Below are 24,995 nucleotides of genomic sequence, written 5' to 3'. Positions count from 1 at the left end.
GCGGCTACGACGCGCGCCACTACGACCTGAGCGTGACGTACGCCAGTAGTGACCCCGCGTCCGGTACCGACGGCACGGTCACCATGAAGGCCAAGGCCACGCAAGATCTTTCCAGCTTCAACCTGGACTTCAGTGGCGACGCGGTCGGTAGCGTCACGGTCGACGGCCGGCCGGCGAAGTTCAGCCGGGTGGGCGAGGACCTGGTGATCACCCCGGCCCGGGCGCTGCACCGCGGGGAGACCTTCCGGGTGACCGTCAGCCACTTCACCGCCAGGCCGACGGTGGCGAACCCGGACCAGTTGCTGTCCACGGTCTTCTTCATCACGCCGGACGGCTCGGCCACGTCGGGGCAGCCGAACGCCATGCATGCCGTGTACCCGTCCAACGACCATCCGCGCGACAAGGCCTCGTTCACCATCGAGATGAACGTGCCGACCGGTGAGACCGCCGTGGCCAACGGGGTTCTGAAGAGCAAGAAGGCCACCGGCAACGGGCGCACCGCCTGGACCTACGAGCAGCGCCAGCCAATGGCCACCGAGCTGACGCAGCTGGCGACCGGAACGTTCACCGTCATCGACCAGGGAAAGGTGAACGGCGTTCCGGTGCGCGACGTGGTGCCGACGCGCCTGGTGGACGAGTACAAGTCCAAGCTCGCCGTCTCCCGGAGCCAGATCACCTGGATGGAGAACCAGGTGCGGAAGTATCCGTTCGACCTGTACGGATCCCTGGTGGTGGACACCGAACTGGGCTTCGCGCTGGAGACCCAGACCCTGTCGCTCTACGACACCCCGTGGTGGACGTACCCGCAGTCGGTGTGGGAACCGGTGATGACGCACGAGCTGGCGCACCAGTGGTTCGGCGACGACGTGGCTCCGTGGGAGTGGAGCGATGTCTGGCTGAACGAGGGGCACGCCACCTGGTACGAGCTGCTGTACGCCGCGGACAAGGGCATGCTGCCCGGTTCTTTCGAGGACGAGATGAAGGGTCTCTACCGCGACGCGAACTCCGAGCGCGCGCAGAACGGGCCGGTGGCCCAGCCCCTCAGCGGTGACGTCTACGACGTGTTCAACAGCAACGTCTACGGCGGCGGGGCCCTGGTGCTGTACGCGCTGCGGCAGAAGATCGGCACGCACGACTTCGTGAAGCTGGAGCGGGCCTGGACGAAGAAGTACTCCGGCGAGAGCGCGTCCACGGCCGATTTCATCGCCCTGGCCTCGAAGGTGTCGGGTCAGGACCTGAGTGTGTTCCTGACGGACTGGCTGTACGGAACCACGGTGCCGCCGATGCCCGGTCACCCGGACTGGGTCGCCCAGGCCCCGGGCACGAGCGTCACGCCGAAGTCCACGCAGAAGTCGCTGCCGGAGAGCATGACCCAGCTGGGCCGGGCGGCCCGCCGCTGACCTGCTGACCTGATGACCCACTGACCTGCCGACCTGCCGACGGACGCCGGGCACCGGGCCCGGCGTCCGTCGCCCGGTTCAGCGGGAGGCGAGCACCGCCGTCGTGAACTCCTCGCGGGTCAGTGGCAGCGGGTTCGCCTTCGTCGACGACGCGGCCAGCGCCCCTTCGACGAGTTCGTCCACATCGGCTTCCCGCAGGCCCAGTTCGGTCAGGCCGGGAACGCCCAGATCACGGACGAGGGCACCCAGCGCGGCGGCGGCCTGCTCGGCGCCGGCCTGCGGGTCGCCCGTGACCAGGGGGCCGAGGGCATCGAGACGGCCCTGCGCCACCGGATCGGGCGCGCGGCGCAACGCCGCCCGGTCGGCCTCGAGCACCGCCGGCAGGAACGCCGCGCACAGGGCCCCGTGCGGGGCGCCGAGCATGCCGCCCGCCACCCCGGCCAGACCGTGCACGGCGCCCAGACCGGCGTTGGCCAGGCACACCCCACCCAGGAAGGACGCCAGCGCCAGATCCGCACGCACCTCCGGATCGTCGGTGCCCTCGGTACCCTCGGTGGCAATGCGGGGCAGCGCCCGCAGCGACGCGGCCAGGCCCTGCCGGGCCAGGGCATCGGTCACCGGGTTCGCCCGCACCGAGATCAGCGGCTCGATCAACTGCACCAGCGCGTCCAGACCCCCGTGCACCAGAGGCTCCCGCGGCAGGCCCCGCAACAGGTCCGGGTCGACGACCGCGGCCAGCGCCAGCATGGCCGGGGACCGTAGACTCACCTTGACCCGCCCGGCCGTGAGCACCGCGTTGCGGGTGACCTCCGAGCCGGTACCGGCCGTCGTCGGTACCGCCACCCACGGCAGCACCGGACCTGACAGCGCCTGACCTCGCCCGACCACCTCCAGGTGATCGAGCGGGTCGCCGTTGTCGACCAGGGCGGCCACCGCCTTGGCCGTGTCCAGGACCGATCCGCCACCCACACCCAGCACCGCGGTGACACCGGCGCGACGGGCCGTGCCCACCGCGTCCCTCACCGCGTCCACGGTCGGTTCGCCCACGGCCCTGACCGTCGTGACCGTGACCCCCGCCTTCTCCAGGCGCTCGCGCAGCGGCGCCGCGTGCCGGTCGCCCGACCCGGTGACCAGCAGCACCCCACCCGCACCGGCGGCCCGGGCCACCACGTCGGCGGCCTCGGCGGCCCGGCCCGCGCCGAAGCGCACGTCGCCGGGCAGCGTGAGTGCGAAGGGCTTCACCGGTGCACCCCGCCGACGCAGGTGGCGGAGCAGGGCACGGACAAGTTCTGGCACATGCCAGCACGCTACCGGTGGGACCTTGTGCACCCGGTGACCCGGTCGCCCGTCCCCCTGCGGGGCCATGAAAGACCCCCCACAAAAAACAACCTTCGTGATCATGCAAAGGTTTTGCGGTCTTACGAAGCGGAGGTGAGCTGCGAGAGCAGACGCTCGGTGCCCTCGTGCAGCGACCGGACCGCGACCTCCGGCTGCTCGGTGTACCCGGCGACCATGGCGCCGTCGCGCATCATCACGAACTGGCGGCCCGCGATCTCGGCCTCGCCGGGCGAGATCTGCTCGATGATGGTCGTCACGGCCTTGAGGAACCAGGCGCGATGGCCGGAAACAACCTGGCGCACCGCATGTTCCGGATCGGGATACTCGGCGGCGGCGTTGATGAACGGGCATCCCCGGAACCCGGGCCGACAGATGCTGTCACCGATGCCGCGGGCTATGGCGCGCAGGGAATCGGCCGGTGACGAGGCCAGATCCGCCAGGCCGGCCATCCCCGTGCGGATCTTCTCGTCCTCGGCCCGCAGATAGGCGACCACCAGGTCGTCCTTGCTCGGGAAGTGGCGATAGAACGTGGCTCGCGTGACCTGACCCTCGCTGACCAGTCGGTCGATGCCGACCCGCCCGATGCCCTCGGCGTAGAAGAGGCCGGCGGCGGTGCGCAGGAGGCGCTCGCGGGGTTCGGACACGACGGGCATGCCACCCACTGTACTAGACAGAACGATCGTTCTTGACAGTCGTCACCCACAGGGGCCAAGCTCGTCCCACTCAAGAGAACGACCGATCTCTCTACCCAGGAGCCGTCACCGTGGCCAGTCCCCGACGCATCACCTTCGCCGTCACCGCAGCCCTGGCCGCCTCAGCGGCCGCCGTGCCCGCCGTCTCGTACGCCGCCACCTCGGACCACCGCACCGCCCCGGTCGTGACCAGTGCGCCGGCCACGAAGAGCACACCGGCCCAACAGAAGCCGACCGTCGTCCTGGTGCACGGCGCCTGGGCCGACTCCGGCAGCTGGTCGTCCGTGATCCAGCGTCTGCAGAAGGACGGCTACCCCGTCCGCGCGGCGGCCAACCCCCTGCGCGGCATCGCGGAGGATGCCGCCTCGGTGCGCAGCCTCGTCGACAGCATCGGGCGCCCGCGACCACCTCAGACCGGTGTCGGAGAGGCCATCAGCATGACGATCTCGACGGGCTCGTCGGTGCTGCAGTAGAGGTGGGCCTGGTCACCGGCGAAGGTGAGGAGGTCGCCGGGGCCCAGGGTGGCGGGGTCGGCGGTGGGGCCGGCGGTGACCGTGCCGCTGCCGACCATGAGGATCTCCGTGGTGCCGGGTGCGTGCGCGACGCCGTCCACCTGGGTGTGTGGGGGGAGGCGCAGGCGCCACATCTCGACGCTGTCGCCTCCCCCGATGCGCCGGAGCAGTTCCCGGGCCGGGCCCTCGTCGGGCATGGGGGTGCCCCGCATCAGGAGCGGGCCGGGGTCGGTGCCGCGGGTCAGCAGGTCGGTCAGCGGGATTCGCAGCGCGACAGCCAGGGCGTCGAGGGTGTCGACCGTGGGATTGGCCTGACCGGCCTCCAGGGCCGACACCGTGGCCTTGCTCAGGCCGGCCTGGCGGGCGAGTTCGGCCGCGCTGAGCCCGCGTTGCGTGCGGCGCAGGCGGATCTGGGCCGCGATCGCCGCCGCCAGCGAACCACTCTCGTTTGATATACTAGCCATGAGTTCAATATATCGAACGCTAGGCCTGTGTCAGGCCAGGACGTGAGGACGGGCCATGGAAGCGATCGACCCGGCAGACGTGATCCCGGGGCGGGCGGAACTTTCGGCGGCGATGGAACGCCTGGCCGGGAAGGTCCGTCGCACGCCCACGCTGGATCTGCCCGCCGGCGACCTCTCCTCCGTACCCGTGACCCTCAAACTCGAGATGCTGCAGCACACCGGGGCTTTCAAGGCCCGCGGGGCACTCAACGCCGTTCTCACCGCCCCGGCCGGAACCCGTTCCGTCTGCGCGGCTTCCGGCGGCAACCACGGCGCTGCGGTCGCCTGGGCCGCCGGCCGGGCCGGGCTGCCGGCACACGTGTTCGTCCCCGCGACCGTGCCGGCCGCCAAGGCCGCTCTCATCGAGGGGTACGGTGCGACGCTGCACCGCGTCGACGGCTTCTACGCCGATGCTTGGGCGGCCAGCCTCGCCCATGCCCAGCAGCACGGCGCCCATCACGTGGACGCCTACGACGCCGCAGCTGTCGTGGCCGGTCAGAGCACACTGGGTCAGGAGCTGGCCGAGCAGGTCGAGCCGGGCCGCGCGGTGTTGGTCGGTTGCGGCGGGGGTGGGCTCTTCTCAGGCGTGAGCCTGGCCCTCGAGGGCCGTAACCCCGTCGTGGCGGTCGAACCCGCTACCGCCCCCACGCTGACCCGGGCGCTGGAGGCCGGGCAGGTCGTCGATGTGGACGTCAGCGGCGTCGCCGTGGACAGCCTCGGCGCTCGCCGCGCCGGAGACATTGCCACCGCTGTCGCGCAACGGCTCGGCTCCACCTCGATCCTCGTTTCCGACGAGGCGATTGTGCAGGCTCAGCAATACCTTTGGAGTAACCTGCGCCTCGCTGTGGAGCCCGGCGGGGCAACCGCACTGGCCTCTGTCCTCAGTGGACAGGCGCGGTACGGGAACCCGGTTGTCGTGCTCTCCGGGGCGAACGGCCCGGTCCTGCGCTGAAACCTGCCCGGAAACGGGCCTCACTTCAGTGCACGCCCTCGTCCACGGGCACCAGCATCTGGTTGCTCACCCAGGCGTGCAGCTCAAGGGCCGGCAGAGGCGGGCTGTACACGTACCCCTGCACCTCGTCGCACCCCAGTTCCCGCAGAAGGCCCAGCGTGCAGGCCTGTTCCGCGCCCTCGGCGACGATCCGCAGGCCGAGCTGGTGGGCCAGCTGCACGGTGCCCGAGACGATGGCGCGCACCCGCACGTCGTGCTGGATGCGGGAGACGAAGGCGCGGTCGATCTTCAGCTCGGTGGCGGGCAGGTCGCTCAGGTAGGCCAGTGAGGAGTAGCCCGTGCCGTAATCATCGATGCTGAGCCCGAAACCGGCGTCCACAATGACGGCGCAGATCCGCAGCGAGTGCTCCGGATCTCTCATCAGGGTGGTCTCGGTGATCTCGAACGTGACCGCGGAGGGATCGATGCCCGCGTTGACGATCTCCTGCAGCACTTTCGGGAACACCGGGTCGGCCAGGCAGCTGGTGGACAGGTTGACCGAGACCCGCATCGGGCCCAGGCCGGTGCGTTCCCAGAGCGCCGCGTCGCGCAGGGAGCTCCAGACCACGAACTGAGTCAGCTCGCGCATCCGGCCGTGGCGTTCCACCAGTTCCAGGAACGAGGCCGGAGCCAGCAGGCCGCGCACGGGGTGCTTCCAGCGCACCAGGGCCTCGACCCCGGCCACCCGGCCGGTGCTCATCGAGACCTGCGGCTGGTAGAAGACCTCGAACGGCAGGTCGTCCACCGTGTCACTGCCGTCGAACGCCGCGAGCAGGTCCTGGGTCAGCTGATTCTGGTCACGGCGCCGGCCGTCGAGCTCCTGGTCGTAGACGCTGACCTGGACGCCGGTGGTCTTGGCCACGTACATCGCGGCATCGGCCCGCCGGAACAGCTCGTTGTCGTCGAGGTTCCCGTGCTCGCCGCCGAACGCTTGGTCATGGCGGGCCACCCCGATGCTCAGGCCCACCGCGAGCGGTGTCCCGGCGTCGTTGACCGTGGCCCGGGCCGCCTGCACCGACTCGACCAGCTTCCAGGCCACCTCGACCGCGTCGGCGCCGCTGGTGTGCGGCAGCAGCACGGCGAACTCGTCGCCGCCGAGTCGCGCCACCAGACCGCCCGGAGGGGTCGCCTGCCGCAGGTACCCGGCCGTCGCGGTCAGCACCTCGTCACCGACGGCGTGACCGAAGCTGTCGTTGATGTCCTTGAAGTCGTCCAGGTCAATGATCAGCAGCGACGTGACACCGCCCCGGCGCACCCCTCCGGCCAGCTCCTGGGTGAACGCCCGGCGGTTCGCCAGGCCGGTCAGGTCGTCGGTCAGGGCCTCCTGGCGGCGCACTGCGAGGCTGGCCAGATCGCGGATCAGGTGCATCCCCCGGGTACTGGCCCCGAGGATCGCCAGCCCGGCGAGCACCACGGCGGTCGTCGTCAGGTCGGGGTCCAGGCGGGTGCTGAGCAGGAGAACGGCCACTCCGCTCATCAGGACCACCAGCGCCCCCACCGTGACCTCGTGGGCGGTGGCCGGCGCAGGCACCACCGGACGCTGCGGGGCCATCGAGCAGACCGCCAGGACACCGATCACCAGCACCCAGCCGATGGTGAACGAGTACTGGTCGGCGGTCCGGGGCGAGCGGGTCACGCTGTCGGCCACCAGCCCCGTCGAGGGGGCCAGCACGGTACCGAACAGAGCCACGACCCCGGCGGCCATGCCCACCCAGGCCCGCGGATCACCCAGGGCCGACCCCAGTTGGGTCACCGAGGCGAGGGTGCCGAGCAGGACGAAGGCGGCGCCCAGGCAGAGCAGGTGCAGTTGCACGGCCGCCCACGGGCCGGGCTGGTCCTGCCCGTACAACCAGATCAGCGCGAGATTGCCCAGGGCCGCCACGGCGAGGGTGGCGCTCAGGCCGTTGAGCACGTCACCCGTGTCGGCCGTGATGGTGCGGGTGCGGTTCCACAGGATCAGGCCCTGGTAGATCAGGAAGCAGGACGCCAGTACCCCGGCCGGGAACACGTACGGCCCGCTCCGTTCGGTGCCGGTCACCAGGCGCGTGACCAGGTCGGCGACCGCGGCCACGGTCATCACCATGCCCGCCGCGCTGAACCACGACCAGATCCGGTGCCCGCCCAGATGCCGTCGGGAGGTTCGCGCCACCATCACGGTGGTGAAGGCCGCCAGCACCGCGGCCCGGGCGCTCGACCCCGCCTGCGACCACGACTCCGGCGCCAGCACCACCGCTGTGACCGCCCCGAGTACCGCCACTGCCGACCACAACGGCACCGACAGGAGTCCCCGCGTCCACACATCGCGTAGCCGTGCCCGAACCCGGGCGTCGTTTGCTACCTGCACCATGGACGGCCACTTCTTCCCACGAATGTCACCGCGGGGTGACCGACTCAGACCTGCTTCCGCCGAGACCCCGGCTTCCGGGGACTCTGAGCCATGTCGACCCTCACGCGGTGAACATGATGAAGCCACGGACAGATGCGCCGTCCGGGCGAGAACGCCACCCGTTCGCCACGTTCCGCCGGTCACACCCGGATCCGGAAAGCGTGGCGGCCGGTCGGCCGGGTGAACGTGAGTGTCAGGCGTAACGGGAGTGACAGGCGCAATGGGGGTGGCGGTACTAGCGGGCGCTGGTGGGAGTAGCGGCGTTGATGAGGGTGCGAGTGGCGGGAGTGGCAGTCGGCCGGGCCGGGGTCGGGCGGACCCCTCGTCGTTGTGTACATCTGGTACACGCGGTACCGGGTGTACCAGGTGTACACAACGAGGAGGGGTCGCCGGGCTCAGGCCGGGAGGCCGGGAGACCAGGAGGCCAGCAGACCAGGAGGCCAGTCAGCAGACCTCGGCGACGTCCTGCGCGCTGGAAGGATCGGTCGGCTCCGGAGTCGCTTTCTCGTCCTTGCTCTTCTTCGTCGTTGTCACCGCAGCACTTGAACTGACGGTGGGGGCCGGACTCGTGGTCAGCGTGACGCCGGGTGTGGCACCGGAGGTGGAACCGCTGACCGGACTGCCGGTCGGACTGCTCGTGGCGCTGGCGTCGGGTGTGGCCGTCGCGCTCACGGCGGCCTTCTCGGACTTCTCGATGGCCTTGTCGACCTGCCGGTGGATCAGGTCGTAGTCCGGGTCGGTGCGATCGGCGACCACGTCGTCCGTGAACGGGAGGCTGGTGACCTCGGCGTCCTGCACGCGCGTGGCCAGTTCCACCCAGGCCTGGATGTCGGACTGGGGGATGCCCGTGGACATGTTGTCCTTCAGCGCCTTGGCGATCTTCGGGAAGTTCCTGGCCACGGTCACCGGGTCGGCCTGATCGGTCACCGCCGCGATCACGCACCGCTGACGGCGCATGCGGTCGTAGTCACTGGTACTCCACCGCGAGCGCGCGAACCACAGCGCGCGCCAGCCGTTCATGTGCTGGTTGTCGCCGGGCTCGATGTAGCCGATGGTCTCGTCGGGGCGCTCGGAATTACCGCCGATGGGCAGGCGCTCGTCGACGTCCAGGGTGACGCCGCCGATGGCGTCGATGAGGTCCTGGAAGCCCTTCAGGTTGAGCATGGCGTAGGTGTCGATCTTGAGGCCGGTCACGCCGGTGACGGCGTCCTCGGTGGCCTTCAGACCCGGGTTCTCGTACTTGGCGTAGCCGGGGGCGTCCAGGGCCCAGGTCCAGACGGCGTTGAGCAGGCAGGACTCGTCCGCACACTGGTATCCGTCGGGCCAGGCCTCGGCTCCCGGGCTGTCCTTGCGGAACGGCACCCGTTCCAGGTTGCGGGGCAGACTGAACAGCACGGTGTTACCGCTGGAGGGCTGAATACTGGCCACGATCAGGGTGTCCGGGCGGATGCCCTCCCGGTCGGCGCCGGCGTCGGAACCGATCAGCAGCACGTTGATGCGCTCGGTGCCGGCCCAGGGATCCTTTTCGACGGCGGCGGGTTTGACCACGTCCGCGTCGGCGTCCACGTCACCGGCGCTGTCGAACAGGCTCAGGACGAGGTCGCGCTGCACCAGGGCGTAACGGGTGACGGAGTAGGTGGGAGCGGCGATGCCGGCCACCAGGGCGGCCACGACGAACCAGCCGACGACCTTCTGGTGACGGGCCAGGGCGACGCGGCGGTGCAGTTGGGTGCCCGTCAGCACGACGATCAGGGCCCAGAGGACGCCGACCACGACGGCCACGATCGCGAGGACGAGAAGCCGGTGCGGGTCGACGGCGAACGAGATGCCGCGCCGCAGGACGTCGCCGCGCAGGGCCCAGACCGCGAGCCAGGCCAGGGCCAGCACGGCGGCCCCGAGAACGACCGCTCCGATCCGGCGCCGGCCGGCTGCGAGCAGGCCCAGGCCCGGGATCAGTGACCCGACCACGGTCCAGGCCAGGACCCAGGTCAGGCCGCGATCGGTGGGTGCGGCACCTTCCGCGGGCACGGACTCGTCGGCGGGAGTCGGCCCGTCGGCCGGTACTGCGTCGTCGGAGGACGAGATCTCGGCGGGGGACGCGGCATCAGCAGGGGACGCGGTGCCGACCGACCCCGGCTGCTCGCCGTCCGTGGTGGTGTCCGGTGTGGGTTCCGCCGGTTTCCGCGGCGTCTCGTCCTCACCGGTGAGGTGAGCGTCAGCGGGACTCACCCGCGCCTCCTGTCGTCCTCAGCAGTTCACGATGAAAGACGACCGGCAGCAGGGGGCTGCCGGTCGTCCCTCGCTCCCCGCGGTGAACGTGGTCGGCGATCACTCAGCGGATTGACAAGGTCGCGCAAAGTGGTTGCCTGGCGCGTGCTTTAACTGTAGAGCCAGATTCGGATCCGCGACATCCGTGAGGACCGCGCGGCCCGAACACATCCGAACTTCACAGCCGGCCCGGATCAGCGACGCCGGCCGGCCATCCACTGCCAGACGTGGGTTCCGTCGATGCTCGGGTCGTTGCGGGCCAGATAGATCCAGGACCAGTGGCCGGGGAACCGGTAACCGTCGCGTTCGACGTGCTCGTAGAGGGTGGCCCGGGAATGAGGGACGAGGTCGTGGGCGTGGATCGTGTTGGCCACCGGGTCGACGGTGGTGTCATCGAGGGAGGCGATCAGCCAGGTGGGCGTGGTGATCGCCCGCAGGTCGGCGTCGGGGATCAGCGGCGGGGTACCCGCGACGACTCCGCAGACGGGCACCGAGGCCGCGAACAGGCGGGGATAGACCGTGGTCATCTTCAGGCTCATGTAGCCGCCGTTGCTGCACCCGGCCACGTAGATGCGGTCGGGGTCGACGTCGCGCCGGGCGCAGACCTCCTGCACGACCTCGCGCACGAGCGGCGCGAAGCGGGGACCGTCGTGCATCCAGTAGGAGGTGCTCTGCGGGGCGACGACGTGGGCGCCGCCGAAGATCTGCTGGGCCTCACGGGTGGCGAAGCCGAGCGCACCCCGGTTGGCGCGCAGCGTGGTCTCGTTGTCGTAGTAGCCGTCGGGCAGGGAGGCCCCCTCTCCCCCGCCGTGCAGCCAGACGACGAGAGGGCGCCGGCCCCGGCGCGGGGACGAGTAGAGCCGGTACTTCAGGCCCGCAGCGCTCTCGTGGTACCCGAAGGCGTCCACCTCCGGGTTGACCAGCTCACCCTGGGCGAAACGGTTTATCAGCAGCGGCTTTCCGTGACGCCGGGCGAGCGGGGCACGTTGGGTGAGGGTGTAGGTCAGGTCCAGCCGCACGTTGCGGCCGCGACTGGCGATGTAGCCCAGCGTTCCGGCGCCGGGCTGCCCCTCGCCGTGTTCCAGCTCGAGCACGATGTTACCGCGGCGGTCCAGCCGCGCCGCGGTCACCGGGCGGTCCAGGTCGTACAGGGCACCCGCCTCGGGGGTGATCGGGCTGGTCGCCCGGGCGTGCACGGTGAAGGTCTCGCGGGAGAGACTTTCCGGGGCGATCGGCCCCAGCCGCGCGGTGTCGAGCGTGATCGACGTGATCTGTTCACCACCGTCGAGCGTCTCGGCACCGAGAACGAATCCGATGCCGGAGGAACTGCCGGTGGATGCGTGGGCGGGGAGGCTGGGGACCAGGACTGCGGTGGTGGCCCCCAGACCGGCGGTGAGAACGCCACGACGGCTGATCGGAAGAGACATACGAGCTCCTTGTCCTTGTCTTCCTTGACGTTTGGACATGGGAAACGCTTGCTGCTCGTGCGCCCACAATGTAACCCGGCCGAAAACCGGGCACAATAGCCCGGACTTGAGCAACTCGCAGACGGCCGGACTCAGTTCTCGGCCGCCTCCGCTGTCCGCCGCCCGGCCGAGACCGCATCCTGCCAGGCACTTTCCGGATTCTTGCCGCCCTCCACGTTGGCCAGTTCGGTGACGTACGAGGAGGCGATGGCGGCGTTGCCCGGCGCGTCGTAGACGGTGGGCAGCTGCTCGGCGGCCGGGCCGAAGACCTCGATGGTGGACTGCCCGCCGTAGAAGGGCTGGCCGGCCGTGAGGGCGGGCAGCGAGTAGGCGGCGGGAACGGCGGGGAAGACGGCCGCATCGGCGAATGCCTTGCCCTCGTTCTGCGGGGTGAGCAACTCCCGGATGTACGCGAACGCCAGCTCCGGGTCGCGGCAGGTGGCCGGCAGGGTGAGGTAGGAGCCGCCGATGTCGCCCGGACCGCCGGGACAGGCTGCCACCCGCCAGGAGCCGAAGGTGCCCGGGGCCACCGAGGCGATGTCCAGACCGTTCCAGGCCGGGCCCAGATGCCCGGTGATCACCCCGGCCTCCAGGGCCGAGCCGAACGCGGCGTCGGCGTAGAGACCGGCCTGCAGTTCCTCGGTGATCGAGCGGACGGCCAGGTCCCAGGCGGTCCTGACCGCCGTGCCGTCACCGACGAAACCACCGTCCCGGGCGATGAAGGTCTCGGCCTGCTGGGACAGGGCCACGGCGAACACGTCGGTGGAGTTACGGATCGCGAACGTGCCCGGCAGCCGGCGTCTCAGCCGGTGGGCACACTCGAACCAGCCCTCCCACGAAGACATCCGGCCGGCCAGGGTCTCCACGTCAATGGGCAGGCCCGCCTGCTTCCACAGGTCGGCCCGCAGGAACAGGGCGGTGGGACCGAGGTCGATCGGCAGGCCGAGCTGCTTCCCGTCGCCGGTCGCCGCCTGGGCGTACTTGGCCGGGGCGAAGGAGTCCGCGATCTCCCGGGCCCCCAGGGTGTTCAGGTCCAGGAAGTACCGGGCGAGGGTCAGGAAGACGGGCATGTCCTCACCCTTGACCCCGGTGATGTCGGGCACCGCGGTGCCCGCCGACAGCGTGGTGGTCAGCCGCTGCCCGAAGTCGCCCGGCACGATCTTCGTGGTGATGTCGGCCCGTCCGACGAAACTTGCGGTCACGTTCTTGACCACGGCCTCCGAGAGCGCCCCGTCCCAGCACCAGAAGGTGAGGGGTTTGCCCGACGACCGGGCCGCGCCGGTCCCCTCCTCGCCACAGGCCGCGAGCGCTCCGGCCAGGCCGGCCGCACCGGTGAGCGACAGGAACGTTCTTCGGGTCAGTGTCATGTCCGGCTCCGGGTGGTCTGGCCGGGCTGCGCCGGGACCCCGGTCGCTCGGGGCGGAATCAGTTGCCGCGGAAGGATTTCCGCTGCCTCTGGGGTGAGCGGACGGGAGAACAGGTAGCCCTGGGCCTCCTCGCAGCCGTCGGCCCGCACCCGGGCCAGCTGCGCCGGTGTCTCGATGCCCTCCGCGATCACGCGCAGCTGAAAGGTCTGCGCGGCCCGGGTGATCAGCGTGGCGAGCTGATGGTGACCGATGTCGTCGGAATCGATGAAGCTGCGGTCGATCTTGAGGATGTCGGCCGGTGTGCCGGACAGCGCGCTGATCGAGGTGAAGCCGGTGCCGAAGTCGTCGATGGCCACCTGCACCCCCCGTTCCCGCAGCAGACGCAGGTGCTCGCGGGCCCGGGGGTCGTCGGTGAGCACCGTCTCGGTGATCTCGACGACCAGCAGCGTGGGCGGAAGCCCGCTGGCCGCCAGGGCGTCGGCGACGTCGTCGAGGATCCGGCTGTCGGCCAGGTGCCGCCCGGAGATGTTCACCGCGATCGTGGGCTCCTGCTCCCCCGGCACGAATCCGGCCTGTCCCGCCTCACGCCAGCGGGCGGTCTGGCCGGTCGCCTCGTGCAGCACCCAGCGGCCCAGGTCGCAGACGAACGACGACGCCTCCGCGGCGGCGATGAAGATGTCCGGCCGCACCGGCCCCACCCCCGGCCGGTTCCAGCGGGCCAGGGCCTCGAACCCGACCAGGGCACCGGTCGTCAGGTTCACCACCGGCTGGTAGTTCAGGTGCAGCTCCCCGGCCTCCAGCCCGGCGCGCAGCGCGATCTCCATCTCGGCCCGTTCCGACAGCTCGGCCCGCAGGCCGTCGTCGAAGATCTCGGCCCGGCCACGGCCCAGCCGTTTGGCCCGGTAGGCCGCCACGTCGGCCTCGGCGATCAGGCTGTCGGCCGTGCTGGTCGCCGACGACACCGCCACCCCGACGCTGGCACCGATCCGGACCTGTTTGACGGTGGTGCCGCCCACGTTCATCGGTCCCGACCAGCTGACCGCGCTGATCACCCGGCGTCCCAGGTCGAGCAGCACGTCGGGGTCCCGGATGCCCTCGATCGTCACGACGAACTCGTCCCCGCCCAGCCGCCCGGCCGCGTCACCGGGACGCAGGGTGGCGGTCAGCCGGTCGGCCACCTCGCACAGCACCTGGTCACCGACCGCGTGGCCGTGGGTGTCGTTGACCATCTTGAATCCGTCCAGGTCGATGAACAGCACGCCGGTGCCGGGTGCGCCCTCCCGCCGGCGGTCCTCGCGGGACAGCAGCGTGGCCAGGTGCCCGAGGATCTGGGCCCGGTTGGCCAGACCGGTCAGGGCGTCGTGCGTGGCCTGGTGGGTGAGCTCGTCCTGCAACGCCTCCCGGGCCCGGAAGCCCTCCACGATCTGCTCGACCGAGGCGTGCACGACATCGCCCAGCGGCCCCGGCAGCGGCTCCTGCCGCAGCAGAGCCTCGGCGTTCCCGTTCACCACCGCCCGGGCCTGTTCCTGCACGCGTCGTAGCCCTGCCACGGCCGACGACAGGGCCAGCGCGGCCGTGCGCAGTTCGCGGGGCCCGCGCGGCACCACATCCACCAGATGGCCCTGGCTGATCTCCTGGGCGCCGCCGGCCAGCGAGCGCATCGACGACGTCAGCCAGCGCGCCACGAGTCCCGCGTTCGCCAGGGACAACAGCACCAGGGCCAGGCAGAGCGTCAGGGTGGTGCGGCGCTGGGTCAGGGCGGCGGTGTGGTCGTCACCGGCCCCGGCGGTCACCTCGGCCACGGCGTCCTGCAGCACCACGGCCAGGGCGTCGTCCCGGCGCCGGCTGCGCTCGCCCAGGCCGGGCAGCGCACCGGTCGGCAGCACCTGCCGGGTGGGGTCCAGGGCCTGGCGGGTCAGGAGCTGGGAGAACGCGGTGACGGTGGCGTTGTTCTGGTAGATGGCCCAGTTGTGCCGTACCGGACCGGTGGTGAAGTCGTCGTCGTAGTCGGCCAGTTTGGTGTAAGTACCCCAGGACGCGATCCAGCCGGTCTCGGCGATGTCGGAGACCGGGTCGGGCAGCACCCGGGAGGCGAACAGCTCACCCAGTTGCCGGCTGGCGGCCTCGCTCAGGGACAGGAGCTGGTTGAGGTCCTGCAGGGCCGCGACGCTGCGGGAGCTGAGCCCCGCGGAGACCGCCTCGGTACTGGCCCAGCGCTGCCCCGAGGCCAGTTTCGAGGAGCTGAGCCCGAAGTTGCGCACCACGTTCACCAGCGGGCGGCCGGTCTGGTCGGCCGCCGCCCGGGCGAAGGCGATGGAGTTGCGGGCGTCGGTGACGACCGAGCGCAGGTGCGGGTCGGAGGAACCGGTCAGGGCCGCGGCGATCATCGCGTCGGTCAGGGTGCGGGCCTGCTCGACGACCGCGGGCTCGGTGACCCGCAGGGTCGCGCTGCGGGCGGGCGAGAACCCGGCCCGGGTGGCCACGGCCTCGTCCGCGACCACGTGCACGAGCATCGTGGGCAGCAGCTCGGCGTCGGCGGCCCGGCGGGCGGCGTCGAGCAGTTCCACACTGGCGACCAGGCGCTGCGCCCGTAGGGCCCGGTTCGCCGCGCGGTCGGCCGCGACCACCGACACCCCGCCGATGAACGCGGTGGCCACCAGGGGCAGCAGGGTGAGCACGGCCAGGGCCTGCCAGACCGGCCGGCCCCGCTCCCCGAGCAGGGCCCGTCGCCGCCGGGCGCGGCCGCTCACCGGCATGCGCCCCGGCCGGGACCCTGGTTGATCGGCACCGCCAGTATGTCGGCACCGGTCGGCCGGGAGTTGAGCGTTGCCACCCTCGGCCGCGATCATGCAACCGGCCGGGGAAACCTTGCCTGATCACGAAGGCACAAGACCCCTGTTCGTGATCAGGCAGACCTTCCCGGACCGTCACGGCACCGGCTCGTCCTCCAGGGGGATCTGGTCGAGGAGGTCGGCGTAGACGCTGCGGATGTGCTGGCGGCACAGGCGCTCGGCATCGTCGGGGTCACGGGTGACGATGGCGTGCAGCACCGCCGTGTGCTCGGCGATCGAGGCCTCGAAGCGCCCCTCGGCGCGCGAGGCCACCCGGCCCAGCAGACCCAGCTGGGTCTCCAGGTCGACGAGCAGGGAGCCGACGCGGTGGCCCTGGGCGGCCTCGTGCAGGAGCTCGTCGAAGTCCTGGAGCAGCGATCGGGCCACCACCTCGTCGGACCGGGCGACGGCCTGCTTGCTGGCGTGGATGTTGCGGCGCAGCCGATCCTGCTGGGCGTCGTCGAAGGTCATCGCGGCCCGCCGGGCGCAGAAGCCCTCCAGCAGTTCCCGCAGGTCGTACAGCTCCCGCAGGTCGGCGACGGTGATGGTGCGCACCACCGCACCCCGGTAGGGGGCGATGTCGACGAGCCGTTCCTTCTCCATCCGCACCAGGGCCTCGCGGATCGGGGTCTTGGACACCCCCATGCTCTCCGCGAGATCGCGTTCCTTCAGATGGGTGCCGGGCGGCAGCTCCTGACTGACCACGGCCTCGACCAGCCGCTCGTAGACCAGGTCTTTGATCTGGGGACGGTCGGTGTCGGCCAGACCGGCAATCGTCAGGTCGGGCATCGGATCACGGGGACGGCGACCGCGGGTCTGCGGTCTGTCCGCCTCCGTCAACGGCTCGTGCACCATACCTCCGTCTGCCCTGGCTCACCGGTGCGCATGGCGAGGATACCTGCCTGTCCGGGCTCAGGCCTTCGCCTTCTCCACCCGCGCCAGAACGCGCGCGAAGGCCGCGTTGGCTTCCCGGACGATCTCCTCCTCGTTCACCGTGAGCAGTTCCCGTCCGGCCATCACGATCTGCCCGTCGACGATGGTGGTGTCGACCGCCGAGCCGTTCGAGGCGTACGCGAGATGGCTGTACAGGTGCGCCTTGTCGCCCGGGACCAGTGGGGTGAAAGCCAGGGTGTTGGTGTTCACCAGGATCACGTCGGCCTTGCGGCCCACCTCCAGCCGGCCGGTCTCGTGACGCAGCGCGTCGGATCCGTTGCGGGTGGCCATCCGGATCACGTCGGGCGCCTGGGTCAGGGACGAGTCGAGCCGGTTGGCGCGGTGTATCACCGACGCGAACTTGATCACCTCGAACAGGTCGCGACTGTTGTTGCACTCGGCCGCATCGTGCCCGATCCCGACGTTCAGGCCGGCGTTCAGCATCTCCGGCAGCCGGGCGATCCCGTTGCCCAGCTTGGCGTTCGAGCTGGGGTTGTGCGAGATCTGGGTGCCGGTCTCGCGCATCAGGGCGATCTCCCGGTCGGACAGGTGCACGCAGTGCGCGGCGACGCAGTCCGGGCCCAGCAGCCCGGCGTCGTAGGCGACCTCGGTCGGACGCTGCCCGAAACGCTTGATGCTGTCCTGCACCTCGGTCAGCGACTCGTTGAGATGGATGTGGATGCCCGTGCCCAGGTCGTCGGCCAGAGCCCGCGCGTCGCGCAGCATCTCCGGTGACCCGAGCGGCAGCCACTCGATCCCGACGTAGACCTCCACGCGTCCGTCGCCCAGCCCGTGAACGGCCCGGTAGGCCTCCTGGTTGGTCTCCAGCGTGTCCAGGTCGTGCTCGGGCAGGGCCACGTCGTTCGACAGCACCGCCCGGATCCCGATCTCCTCCGCCGCCTTCCCCAGCGCGGGCAGCTGCCGGTACATGTCGTTGACCGTGGTCACGCCGCCCTTGAGCGACTCGGCGTAGCTGGCCATCGCGGCCCAGTAGGCGGCTTCGGGGTCGAGGTTGCGGATCAGCGGGTACCAGCAGGCCTCGAGGTACTCCCACAGTGGCAGGTGGTCGCTGAAACCCTTGCCGATCGCCGTGTGGTAGTGCAGGTCGACCAGCCCGGGCATCGCCAGCTTGCCCCGGGCGTCGATCACCGTGTCGCCCTCACCCGCCGGGCCGGGCCAGGCTCCGTCACCGACCGCGACGATCCGCGTCCCGTCGATCACCACGTGCCCACCGAAGTGCGCGTCGTCCGCGTCGTTCAGGGTCAGCACGTCGGCGTTGTTGATGATGATCACTGATTCACGGCTCCAGTTCGGTCGTTCTGTGAAAAGGCGCGGCCCGGATAGCCTCCGGCGGTCAGCCGGGGGACGATCTCCTCACCGATGATGGTCAGGTCACCGATGAAGTCGGGCATGATGAAGATGGCCGAGTCGATCTGGCCGGCCTCGATGATGTCGGCCAGCTGCTCGGCGATCGTGTCGGGCGAACCGGCCAGGGTGCCCGTGCTGATCGCGGTGGAGCCGGTCCACTCGCTGCGTACCTGCTCCAGCGACTTGGGGTCGCGGGCGGTCCGGCCGAACTCGTAGACCAGCTTCGTCATCGCCTCGACGTCACGGCCCTGGTCGTACAGCTCGACCCGGCGCAGGGCGTCCGCGTCGGTCTCCCCCGGGATCACCATGAAGATGCAGTGGTTCTTCAGGTCACTGCCCACCTCGGAGGCGATCTGCTTGGCCCGCTGCCCGAGCTGCACCATCGCGTCCCGTGAGGTGCCCTCGAACATGCAGCCCTGCAACATCTCCGCGGTGAACCGCATCCCGATGTCGGAGATCGCCGCGCAGATCATCGGCGGCGGCCCGCCCAGCGGTTTCGGGCTGGACTGGCAGTCTTCCAGCGTGAAGAACTCACCGTCGTAGTCGACGCTGTCCTGGGTCCAGAGCGCGCGGATCACCTCGACCCACTCGCGGGCCTTGCGGTACTTGTCCACGTTGTCGAGGCCCGCCCCGAGGCCCATCTGGTTCTCCGACACCCGGTTCCCGCCGGCCACGATGTTCAGGCCGGTACGCCCGCCGCTGATCTGGCTGGCCGTGGCCACCATCTTCGAGGCGACCGCCGGGTGCAGCAGAGCGGTGTTCACGGTCGACCAGACGCCGATCCGCTCGGTCGCCTCGGCCAGGCCGGCCGACGTGCTCAGCGACTCCAGGTTGTCGTCGAAATGTCTGCTCGGGCCGCCGTAGCCGCGCCAGACCGCCTGCGACAGCGTGAAGTCGAAGCCCAGCTGTTCCGACAGCTGGGTGACCTTCTTGTTGTAGGCGTAACTGCCGTCCAGCTCGGGGGTGGTGGTCGAGGGGATCCAGCCACCGCTGCCGACGGGCAGGAAGATGCCGTACTCCATATCGCGCGACACGAGGTGCTCCTAAGACTCGATCATGACGATGGCCTCGACCTCGACCAGCAGGTCGGGGTCGGCCAGACCCGCGACCACGAGGAAAGTGCTGGCCGGGAAGACGCCCGGGGTGAAGTGTTTCGCCCGCTCGGCGCCGATCGCGGCCATGTGCGAGCGGTCGGTGGCGTAGGTGGTGAGCTTGACGATGTCGGTCAGGGAAGCGCCCAGGCCCTCGACCACCCGGGTCAGGTTCAGCCACACCTGCGCGATCTGCGCCTCGATGTCACCGACGCCGACCACCGAGCCGTCGGGGTCCCAGGCCACCTGACCGGTGAGGAAGACCGGGGTGCCGCGGCGCACGACCGCGTGGGTGTAGGCCGCAACCTCGCGCACCCCGTCGGGATTCACGAACTCGCTCATGCGCCGACCCCGCAGGTGATGCCCTGATCGGCCAGGCGCGGCAGCGCCTGCGTGGCCACCGTGCGCAGGTCGTCGAGGAAGTCCGGCACGATGATCACGACGCCGTCGAGTTCGCCCTGCGTGACGATCCGCCCCAGGTCGCGGGCGATCGTGTCCGGGCTGCCCACCAGCGCGCCGTCGCCGACCGCCTTCGCCGAGGCCGCCCACTCCTGCATCGTGCGCACCCGGGTGTTGGCCTTGGTGTCCTTGGCGTACTCCCCGGCCTGAGTGACGAGCGCCTCGGTGTCGACGCCCTCATTGAAATGGTGGACGCGGTCACGGGCTTCGGTGTCGGTCGCTCCCGGCACAAACACGAAGAGTCCGTAGGTCTTCGTGGTGCGGCCCAGTTCCGTCGCCAGGGCCTTGGCCCGGCGGCCCACCGCGATCGCGTCGTCGTGGTTCTGCCCGGAGATCAGCACGCCGTCGGTGTGCTCGATGGTGAACCGGAATCCCCGGTCGGAGGTGCCCGCGCAGATCACGTGCGGCATCACCGCCGGCTTCGGGTAGGACATGCAGTCTTTCAGCGTGTAGAACTCGCCCTCGTGGTCGACGCGGTCCTGCGTCCACAGGGCCTTGGCCACCGCCAGCCATTCCTCGACCAGGTCGTAGCGCTGGGCGTGGCCGAGTTCGCGCCACAGGCCCATCTGGCCCTGGTCGGCCGGGTTGGACCCGCCGACCAGGTTGAGCCCGAACCGGCCGCCGGAGATCTGGTCGAGCGTGGCCGCCATCTTCGCCACCACGGCCGGGTGCCAGATCATCGTGTGCACCGTGGCCCAGATCTTGATCCGGCTGGTCGCCTCGGCCAGGCCCGCCATCGTGGTGAGCGACTCCAGCGTGTGGTCCCAGTGGCCCGTACTGCCGCCGTAGCCACGCCACTTCGCCATACTCAGCGCGATGTCCAGGCCGAGTTCCTCGCCCAGCACGGTGACCTCACGGTTGTAGGCGTAGGTCGCCGGGATCGCGGGGCTGTTGGTCGAGGGGATCCACCCGCCCTGCCCGACCGGCAGGAAGACCCCCGTCTCGATCCTCACGAGATCCCCAGCACGGCAGCCAGGTTGTCGCCCATGATCCCGTCGAGCTGGTGCTGCGGGATCGGTGGCAACTGCAACACGGCGGCCTCCTCGTTGACGGTCAGCAGCTTCTCGCGCAGGGCCACGGGGTCGTAGAGGAACCCCGGGTAGTCGGTGCCGAAGAACAGCTTCTCCAGCGGCACGAAGAACGGCTCGGCGCGGTGCAGGAACAGGAACAGGTCGCGCCGGGTGATCGTCGCGATGTGATAGCTGAGCTCGGTGTAGAAGTTCGGGTGCTTGGTCAGCATGAACATCGCCTCGTCGATCCACGGGATGCCGCAGTGCGCGATGATCAGCTTCAGGTCACGGAACTCACGGCCCACGTCGTCCAGCAGCGCCGGGCGGGCGAACTCCATCCTCGCGTCGATCCGGGTGGAGCCGGCCTGGTGCACCATCACCGGGATGCCCAGGTCACGGGCCGCGGCGAAGATCGGGAATGCCACCTCCCGGTCGGCCGGCGACCAGTGCTGGTACATCGGGTAGAGCTTCACGCCCTGCAGGCCGTCCTGTTCCACCGCCCGGCCGAGTTCCTCCACGGCCACGCGCACCCCGCGGTGCAGCGGGTTCACCGAGGCGAAACCGATGATCCGGTCGGGCTGTTTGCGCACGCAGCCGGCGATGTACTCGTTGCACCGCTCCGGATCCACCGGGCCACCCACATCGGTCTGGCCGAGAACGTCCACCGTTCCGATCAGTTCCCCGTCGAGATACTGCGGGCTCACCGCCAGCGCGATCATCTTGTCGAAACCCGGATGCCCGGCGACGGTCTCGTCCGGACCGATGACGTGGAAACCCTCGGTGGACGCCCCGGTCGCCGACTCCCACTCGTGATCGGTGGCGCAGCGGTGCGAGGGCAGCAGGCCCATGCTGCGGTAGATGCACAGCGAACCCTCACGGCCGTAGTCGGTGGTGAACTGCTCCGAGGCGCCGAGCGAGAGGATGTGCGTGTGGGCATCGATCTGCATGATCAGGCCACTTCCTGGTTCCAGAAGGCGATCTCGTGCTCCATCGCCCGGTCGAAGAGTTCCCTGGCCCGGTCGGCGTCGAGGCCGCTCTCATCGATCATCCGGCAGTGCCGCTCGATCATCGCGGTGTAGTCGCCGCTGGTGTAGACCTCCAGCCAGGCCCGGTACGGTCCGCTGTTCTCCATCGGCACCCGGGCCAGGGCCACGCCGTAGCCCCACAGACACGGCAACGACGCCACCAGTCCCTCGCCGAAGGTCGTGGTCGACTCCCTCAGGAACGCGATGTACGCCCGGCACTCGGACGAGGGACGCACGTCGGTGAGGTCGGCGCCGAACGCCGCCCCCAGCGCGCGGTGCGAGTCCAGCTCCACGTCGATGAGGTTCGCGGCCAGGCGCACCAGGTGCTCGACGTGCTCATCGGGTGCGTTGGCCGCCAGCCGCGCGTAGAGCCGGGCGTACTCGCGCAGGTACACGTAGTCCTGCTCGAGGTAGTGGCGGAACCGCCCGATCGGCAGGTCACCCCGCGCCACCCCGGCCAGCAGCGGCAGTTCCTCGGCCCACCGCTCGACCCGGGGCCGGCCGTACTCGCGCAGGTCCTGCGACAGCGTGCTCATGGCGTGCGCTGCCCCTGGGTCAGGGCCTTGCGTGACTCCTCGTGCAGGGCGGTGAGCAGTTCCTCCTCGATCGCCGCGAAGGCCGGTGAAGTGACCATCGAGAGTTCCCGCGGCCGGGGCAGATCCACCTCGACCTCCAGGCGCACCGTGGTCGGGCGGGCCGAGAGCACCACCACCTTGTCCGAGAGGTAGACCGCCTCGCGGATGTCGTGGGTGATGAGAACGACCGTCCACTGGTACTTCTCCCACACCCCCTCGAGCCAGGTCTGCATCTCGGTGCGGGTCAGGGCGTCGAGGGCACCGAACGGCTCGTCGAGCAGCAGCACCTCACGGCCCTGCACCACGGTGCGCAGCAGGGCGGCGCGCTGGCGCATGCCGCCCGACAGCTGGAACGGGTGCGAGTTCTCGAACCCGGACAGGCCGAAGGTGCCGAACAACGGTTTCGCCTGCTCCCGGGCGGCCTTGCGCCGCACGCCCTGCACCTCCAGACCGAGCGTGGTGTTGTCGAGGATCGTGCGCCAGGGGAAGAGCAGGTCTTTCTGCGGCATGTAGGCGAAGTGCTCCGACCGGCCGGTGGCGTCGTTCCCGTCCAGCAGGACCTGCCCGGTGCCGGGCGTCTCGAGGCCGGCCATGACGTTGAACAGCGTGCTCTTGCCGCAGCCGCTGGGCCCGATCACCGAGACGAAACTGCCCGGGGCGGCGTCGAACGTGATGTCCTTGATCACGTCGGTGGCGCCGAACGACTTGGCGATGCCCTTCAGGGCGATCTTCGGGTCTACCGTCGACTCAGGCATGACGGGCTCGCCTCTCCTTGCCGTGCCAGGGGATGACCAGACGCTGGACCAGATAGGTGAGCAGGAACAGGGACACGCTGATCACCGCGGTGACGACGACCGCCGCCAGCACCAGGTCGGTGCGGAAACTGTTCTTCTGCAACGCCATGAAGATGCCCAGGCCCTCGTTGGCCCCGACGTACTCGGCGAAGATCGCCCCGGTCACCGCGTAGGTGATGCCGATCCGCAGGGCGGTGAAGAAGTGCGGCATCGCGGCCGGCAGGCGCACGTAGCGGAACTGCTTGACCCGCCCCGCCCCCATGCTGCGCAGCAGGTTCGTCGCCTCCCGGTCGGTGCTGGCGAAGCCCTCGATCAGGCCGATGGCGATCGGGAAGAACGTCACCAGGGCGATCACGAAGATCTTCGGCAGCAGACCGAAGCCGAACCAGATGATCAGCAGCGGCGCGATCGCGATGATCGGCAGGGTCTGCGAGGCCACCAGCAGCGGCATCAGGGCCCGGCGCAGCCACGGCGAGAAGTCGATGACGACGGCCAGCGTCCAGCCGATCACCAGCGACACCGCGAAACCGATCGCCGTGACCTTCAGCGTGGGAACGGTGTTCGTCCAGAGGGCGGCCCGGAAAGCCCAGCCCTGCTCCAGCACCCGCGAGGGCGAGGGCAGCACCGAGGGCTCGACCTCGTTCGCGGTGACGTACCACTGCCAGATCGCCAGCAGCAGGGCCACGATGATGACGGGTGGGGCCGCCAGGGTCAGCGACCGGCGCCAGGACGAGGTCACGACGTGGCCAGGTACTGGTCGGTCCACCAGGTGGAGTAGTCCGGCGCGGTGGTCAGCTTCTTGCCGTCCGCGTCGGCCAGGACCCCGGCCTCGTACAGGAAGTTCGAGAACCCTTCCCAGGTCTTGGCGTCCTGCGTGCCGACCGTGCCGTCCGCGTCCTTCAGGTACGACTTCGCCAGCAGCGCCTGGCTCTCGGTCACCAGGGACGTGTCGGTGAAGGCGCCGGGGTTGGCGTCGATCAGGTCCTGGGCGGCCTGGTCCGGGCTGTCGGCCGCGAACTGGTACCCCTTCTGCAGGGCGGTGACGAACTTCTTGGCCGCCTCGGGGTTCTCCTTCAGCCAGTCGTCATTGCCCATCACCAGCACGTTGTAGGCGTCGGGGAAGCCGAAATCGGTGTATTTGAAGGTCTTCAGCGGCTCCTTGGCGTGCTCGGCCTCGATGCCCTCCCAGGCCACGAACGGCACCGTGAAGTCGACCTTGCCCGAGTACATCGCCTCGTAGGCGCTGGTGCCCAGCACGACGGACTTGAAGTCGCCCTTGCCCCCGGCATTCTGGATGATCTTCTTCATCACCGGTTCCTCGGAGGCCGCCCCGAAACCGCCGTAGGTCTTGCCGTCCAGGTCGGCCGGGCTGGTGATGTCGTCGCGGTCGGCCTTCACCGCGACCTCGGTGGCCCAGTGCTGCAGAACGGCCAGCACCGAGGTGATGTTGGCCCCGGCCGCCTTGGAGACCGTGAACGAGTCCTGGAAACTGATGCCGAAGTCGGCCGATCCGGCCGAGACCAGGGTGTCGGGCGAGGCGCTGTTGTACGGCAGGATTGTCACGTCCAGGCCGGCGTCCTTGAAATATCCCTTCTGCTGCGCCACGTAGAGCCCGGTGTGGTTCGTGTTCGGGGTCCAGTCCAGCGCGAACGAGATCTTCGTGGTGCCCCCCGAGCCGGAGCTGCCGGAGCCGCCGTCCTCGGACGAGCCACCGCAGGCGGTCGCGAGCATGAGCACGGTGGCCAGGGAGCCGAAGACGGCGCTGCGCCGGCTGAGGCTGGATCTGTTGTTCATGATGGGTCTCGTTCTCCTCGGGAGGGCACGGCGGGGCGGGAGAGGTACCTGGCGGCGGAAGATCATCCGGCCCGGCAGCACGAAGAGATCCTGGCGGCGGCCTCCCTGGGCGGAAACCGCACTGCTCATTGAGATCTCAATTCCTGAACATGATCAGGTTCGCTGCCCACGGCCGATCGGGTCAAGGGCCGC

The 24,995-nt window shown here is 70.0% G+C and carries 21 protein-coding genes; 3 read left to right on the top strand and 18 right to left on the bottom strand.

Annotated features, from left to right (window positions below):
• Positions 1-32: 32 nt before the first annotated feature.
• Positions 33-1,400 carry a M1 family metallopeptidase gene (locus QSK05_RS21365; protein ID WP_352302063.1) on the top strand — a complete coding sequence of 456 codons (1,368 nt, stop codon included), beginning with the start codon at positions 33-35 and terminating at the stop codon, positions 1,398-1,400.
• Positions 1,401-1,478: 78 nt separating this feature from the next.
• Here QSK05_RS21365 and QSK05_RS21360 read toward each other — a convergent pair whose 3' ends face one another.
• Positions 1,479-2,642, bottom strand: coding sequence for an iron-containing alcohol dehydrogenase (locus tag QSK05_RS21360; protein WP_285599044.1), 1,164 nt, complete (start codon positions 2,640-2,642; stop codon positions 1,479-1,481).
• A 176-nt stretch (positions 2,643-2,818) separates the two neighbouring features.
• On the bottom strand, positions 2,819-3,391 hold the full coding sequence (locus QSK05_RS21355) for a TetR/AcrR family transcriptional regulator (RefSeq protein WP_285599043.1): 573 nt from the start codon (positions 3,389-3,391) through the stop codon (positions 2,819-2,821).
• A gap of 110 nt (positions 3,392-3,501) precedes the next feature.
• Between QSK05_RS21355 and QSK05_RS21350 the strand changes: the two genes are divergently transcribed.
• Complete coding sequence (locus tag QSK05_RS21350) at positions 3,502-3,903, top strand: lipase family protein (protein ID WP_285599042.1); 402 nt, start codon at positions 3,502-3,504, stop codon at positions 3,901-3,903.
• On the opposite strand, the gene QSK05_RS21345 is transcribed toward QSK05_RS21350, so the two are convergent.
• The gene (locus tag QSK05_RS21345; RefSeq protein WP_285599041.1) at positions 3,840-4,406 is read right to left on the bottom strand and encodes a helix-turn-helix domain-containing protein; all 567 of its coding nucleotides are present in this window, start codon (positions 4,404-4,406) and stop codon (positions 3,840-3,842) included. The two genes, QSK05_RS21350 and QSK05_RS21345, sit on opposite strands and share 64 nt — an antisense overlap.
• Positions 4,407-4,461: 55 nt before the next feature.
• Here QSK05_RS21345 and QSK05_RS21340 point away from each other — a divergent pair, with 55 nt between their 5' ends.
• Complete coding sequence (locus QSK05_RS21340; RefSeq protein ID WP_285599040.1) at positions 4,462-5,397, top strand: serine/threonine dehydratase; 936 nt, start codon at positions 4,462-4,464, stop codon at positions 5,395-5,397.
• 25 nt (positions 5,398-5,422) lie between these two features.
• Here the strand turns inward: QSK05_RS21340 and QSK05_RS21335 are convergent, their stop codons facing one another.
• The 15 genes from QSK05_RS21335 to QSK05_RS21265 all read right to left on the bottom strand — a co-directional run bounded on the left by QSK05_RS21335 (position 5,423) and on the right by QSK05_RS21265 (position 24,803).
• Positions 5,423-7,783, bottom strand: a complete 2,361-nt coding sequence (locus tag QSK05_RS21335) for a putative bifunctional diguanylate cyclase/phosphodiesterase (protein ID WP_285599039.1) — start codon at positions 7,781-7,783, stop codon at positions 5,423-5,425.
• A gap of 483 nt (positions 7,784-8,266) precedes the next feature.
• Positions 8,267-10,051, bottom strand: a complete 1,785-nt coding sequence (locus tag QSK05_RS21330) for an LCP family glycopolymer transferase (RefSeq protein ID WP_285599038.1) — start codon at positions 10,049-10,051, stop codon at positions 8,267-8,269.
• A 233-nt stretch (positions 10,052-10,284) separates the two neighbouring features.
• Positions 10,285-11,517 carry a prolyl oligopeptidase family serine peptidase gene (locus tag QSK05_RS21325; protein ID WP_285599037.1) on the bottom strand — a complete coding sequence of 411 codons (1,233 nt, stop codon included), beginning with the start codon at positions 11,515-11,517 and terminating at the stop codon, positions 10,285-10,287.
• Between the two features lie 131 nt (positions 11,518-11,648).
• Complete coding sequence (locus QSK05_RS21320) at positions 11,649-12,923, bottom strand: ABC transporter substrate-binding protein (protein WP_285599036.1); 1,275 nt, start codon at positions 12,921-12,923, stop codon at positions 11,649-11,651.
• Positions 12,920-15,673, bottom strand: coding sequence for a putative bifunctional diguanylate cyclase/phosphodiesterase (locus QSK05_RS21315; RefSeq protein WP_285599035.1), 2,754 nt, complete (start codon positions 15,671-15,673; stop codon positions 12,920-12,922). The genes QSK05_RS21320 and QSK05_RS21315 overlap by 4 nt, the downstream gene beginning before the upstream one ends.
• 177 nt (positions 15,674-15,850) lie before the next feature.
• On the bottom strand, positions 15,851-16,543 hold the full coding sequence (locus tag QSK05_RS21310) for a GntR family transcriptional regulator (protein ID WP_285599034.1): 693 nt from the start codon (positions 16,541-16,543) through the stop codon (positions 15,851-15,853).
• Positions 16,544-16,666: 123 nt separating this feature from the next.
• Positions 16,667-17,980, bottom strand: a complete 1,314-nt coding sequence (locus tag QSK05_RS21305; RefSeq protein WP_285599033.1) for an amidohydrolase family protein — start codon at positions 17,978-17,980, stop codon at positions 16,667-16,669.
• Positions 17,977-19,089, bottom strand: a complete 1,113-nt coding sequence (locus QSK05_RS21300; protein ID WP_285599032.1) for an LLM class flavin-dependent oxidoreductase — start codon at positions 19,087-19,089, stop codon at positions 17,977-17,979. Before QSK05_RS21300 ends, QSK05_RS21305 begins: the two co-directional genes overlap by 4 nt.
• A 9-nt stretch (positions 19,090-19,098) precedes the next feature.
• Entirely contained in the window at positions 19,099-19,488 is a 390-nt protein-coding gene (locus QSK05_RS21295; RefSeq protein ID WP_285599031.1) for a RidA family protein, read from the bottom strand.
• On the bottom strand, positions 19,485-20,558 hold the full coding sequence (locus QSK05_RS21290) for an LLM class flavin-dependent oxidoreductase (protein ID WP_285599030.1): 1,074 nt from the start codon (positions 20,556-20,558) through the stop codon (positions 19,485-19,487). Before QSK05_RS21290 ends, QSK05_RS21295 begins: the two co-directional genes overlap by 4 nt.
• Positions 20,555-21,562 carry an amidohydrolase family protein gene (locus QSK05_RS21285; protein ID WP_285599029.1) on the bottom strand — a complete coding sequence of 336 codons (1,008 nt, stop codon included), beginning with the start codon at positions 21,560-21,562 and terminating at the stop codon, positions 20,555-20,557. The genes QSK05_RS21290 and QSK05_RS21285 overlap by 4 nt, the downstream gene beginning before the upstream one ends.
• Positions 21,563-21,564: 2 nt before the next feature.
• Complete coding sequence (locus QSK05_RS21280) at positions 21,565-22,176, bottom strand: TenA family protein (RefSeq protein WP_285599028.1); 612 nt, start codon at positions 22,174-22,176, stop codon at positions 21,565-21,567.
• On the bottom strand, positions 22,173-22,970 hold the full coding sequence (locus QSK05_RS21275) for an ABC transporter ATP-binding protein (protein WP_285599027.1): 798 nt from the start codon (positions 22,968-22,970) through the stop codon (positions 22,173-22,175). Before QSK05_RS21275 ends, QSK05_RS21280 begins: the two co-directional genes overlap by 4 nt.
• Positions 22,963-23,748 (bottom strand): ABC transporter permease, encoded by a 786-nt coding sequence (locus QSK05_RS21270; protein WP_285599026.1) that lies wholly within the window; start codon positions 23,746-23,748, stop codon positions 22,963-22,965. The genes QSK05_RS21275 and QSK05_RS21270 overlap by 8 nt, the downstream gene beginning before the upstream one ends.
• Complete coding sequence (locus tag QSK05_RS21265; RefSeq protein ID WP_285599025.1) at positions 23,745-24,803, bottom strand: ABC transporter substrate-binding protein; 1,059 nt, start codon at positions 24,801-24,803, stop codon at positions 23,745-23,747. The genes QSK05_RS21270 and QSK05_RS21265 overlap by 4 nt, the downstream gene beginning before the upstream one ends.
• Positions 24,804-24,995 lie beyond the last annotated feature (192 nt).

This window comes from Kineosporia sp. NBRC 101731 (assembly GCF_030269305.1).
Classification (GTDB): domain Bacteria; phylum Actinomycetota; class Actinomycetes; order Actinomycetales; family Kineosporiaceae; genus Kineosporia.
This window is presented reverse-complemented; position numbering and strand designations above follow the sequence as displayed.

What these genes read in the sequence shown, in the direction of transcription:
- QSK05_RS21355 (WP_285599043.1), bottom strand. Translation starts at nt 3,391, where the DNA reads ATGCCCGTCGTGTCCGAACCCCGCGAGCGCCTCCTGCGCACCGCCGCC.
- QSK05_RS21345 (WP_285599041.1), bottom strand. Translation starts at nt 4,406, where the DNA reads ATGGCTAGTATATCAAACGAGAGTGGTTCGCTGGCGGCGGCGATCGCG.
- QSK05_RS21340 (WP_285599040.1), top strand. Translation starts at nt 4,462, where the DNA reads ATGGAAGCGATCGACCCGGCAGACGTGATCCCGGGGCGGGCGGAACTT.
- QSK05_RS21335 (WP_285599039.1), bottom strand. Translation starts at nt 7,783, where the DNA reads ATGGTGCAGGTAGCAAACGACGCCCGGGTTCGGGCACGGCTACGCGAT.
- QSK05_RS21325 (WP_285599037.1), bottom strand. Translation starts at nt 11,517, where the DNA reads ATGTCTCTTCCGATCAGCCGTCGTGGCGTTCTCACCGCCGGTCTGGGG.
- QSK05_RS21320 (WP_285599036.1), bottom strand. Translation starts at nt 12,923, where the DNA reads ATGACACTGACCCGAAGAACGTTCCTGTCGCTCACCGGTGCGGCCGGC.
- QSK05_RS21310 (WP_285599034.1), bottom strand. Translation starts at nt 16,543, where the DNA reads ATGCCCGACCTGACGATTGCCGGTCTGGCCGACACCGACCGTCCCCAG.
- QSK05_RS21295 (WP_285599031.1), bottom strand. Translation starts at nt 19,488, where the DNA reads ATGAGCGAGTTCGTGAATCCCGACGGGGTGCGCGAGGTTGCGGCCTAC.
- QSK05_RS21285 (WP_285599029.1), bottom strand. Translation starts at nt 21,562, where the DNA reads ATGCAGATCGATGCCCACACGCACATCCTCTCGCTCGGCGCCTCGGAG.
- QSK05_RS21280 (WP_285599028.1), bottom strand. Translation starts at nt 22,176, where the DNA reads ATGAGCACGCTGTCGCAGGACCTGCGCGAGTACGGCCGGCCCCGGGTC.
- QSK05_RS21275 (WP_285599027.1), bottom strand. Translation starts at nt 22,970, where the DNA reads ATGCCTGAGTCGACGGTAGACCCGAAGATCGCCCTGAAGGGCATCGCC.
- QSK05_RS21265 (WP_285599025.1), bottom strand. Translation starts at nt 24,803, where the DNA reads ATGAACAACAGATCCAGCCTCAGCCGGCGCAGCGCCGTCTTCGGCTCC.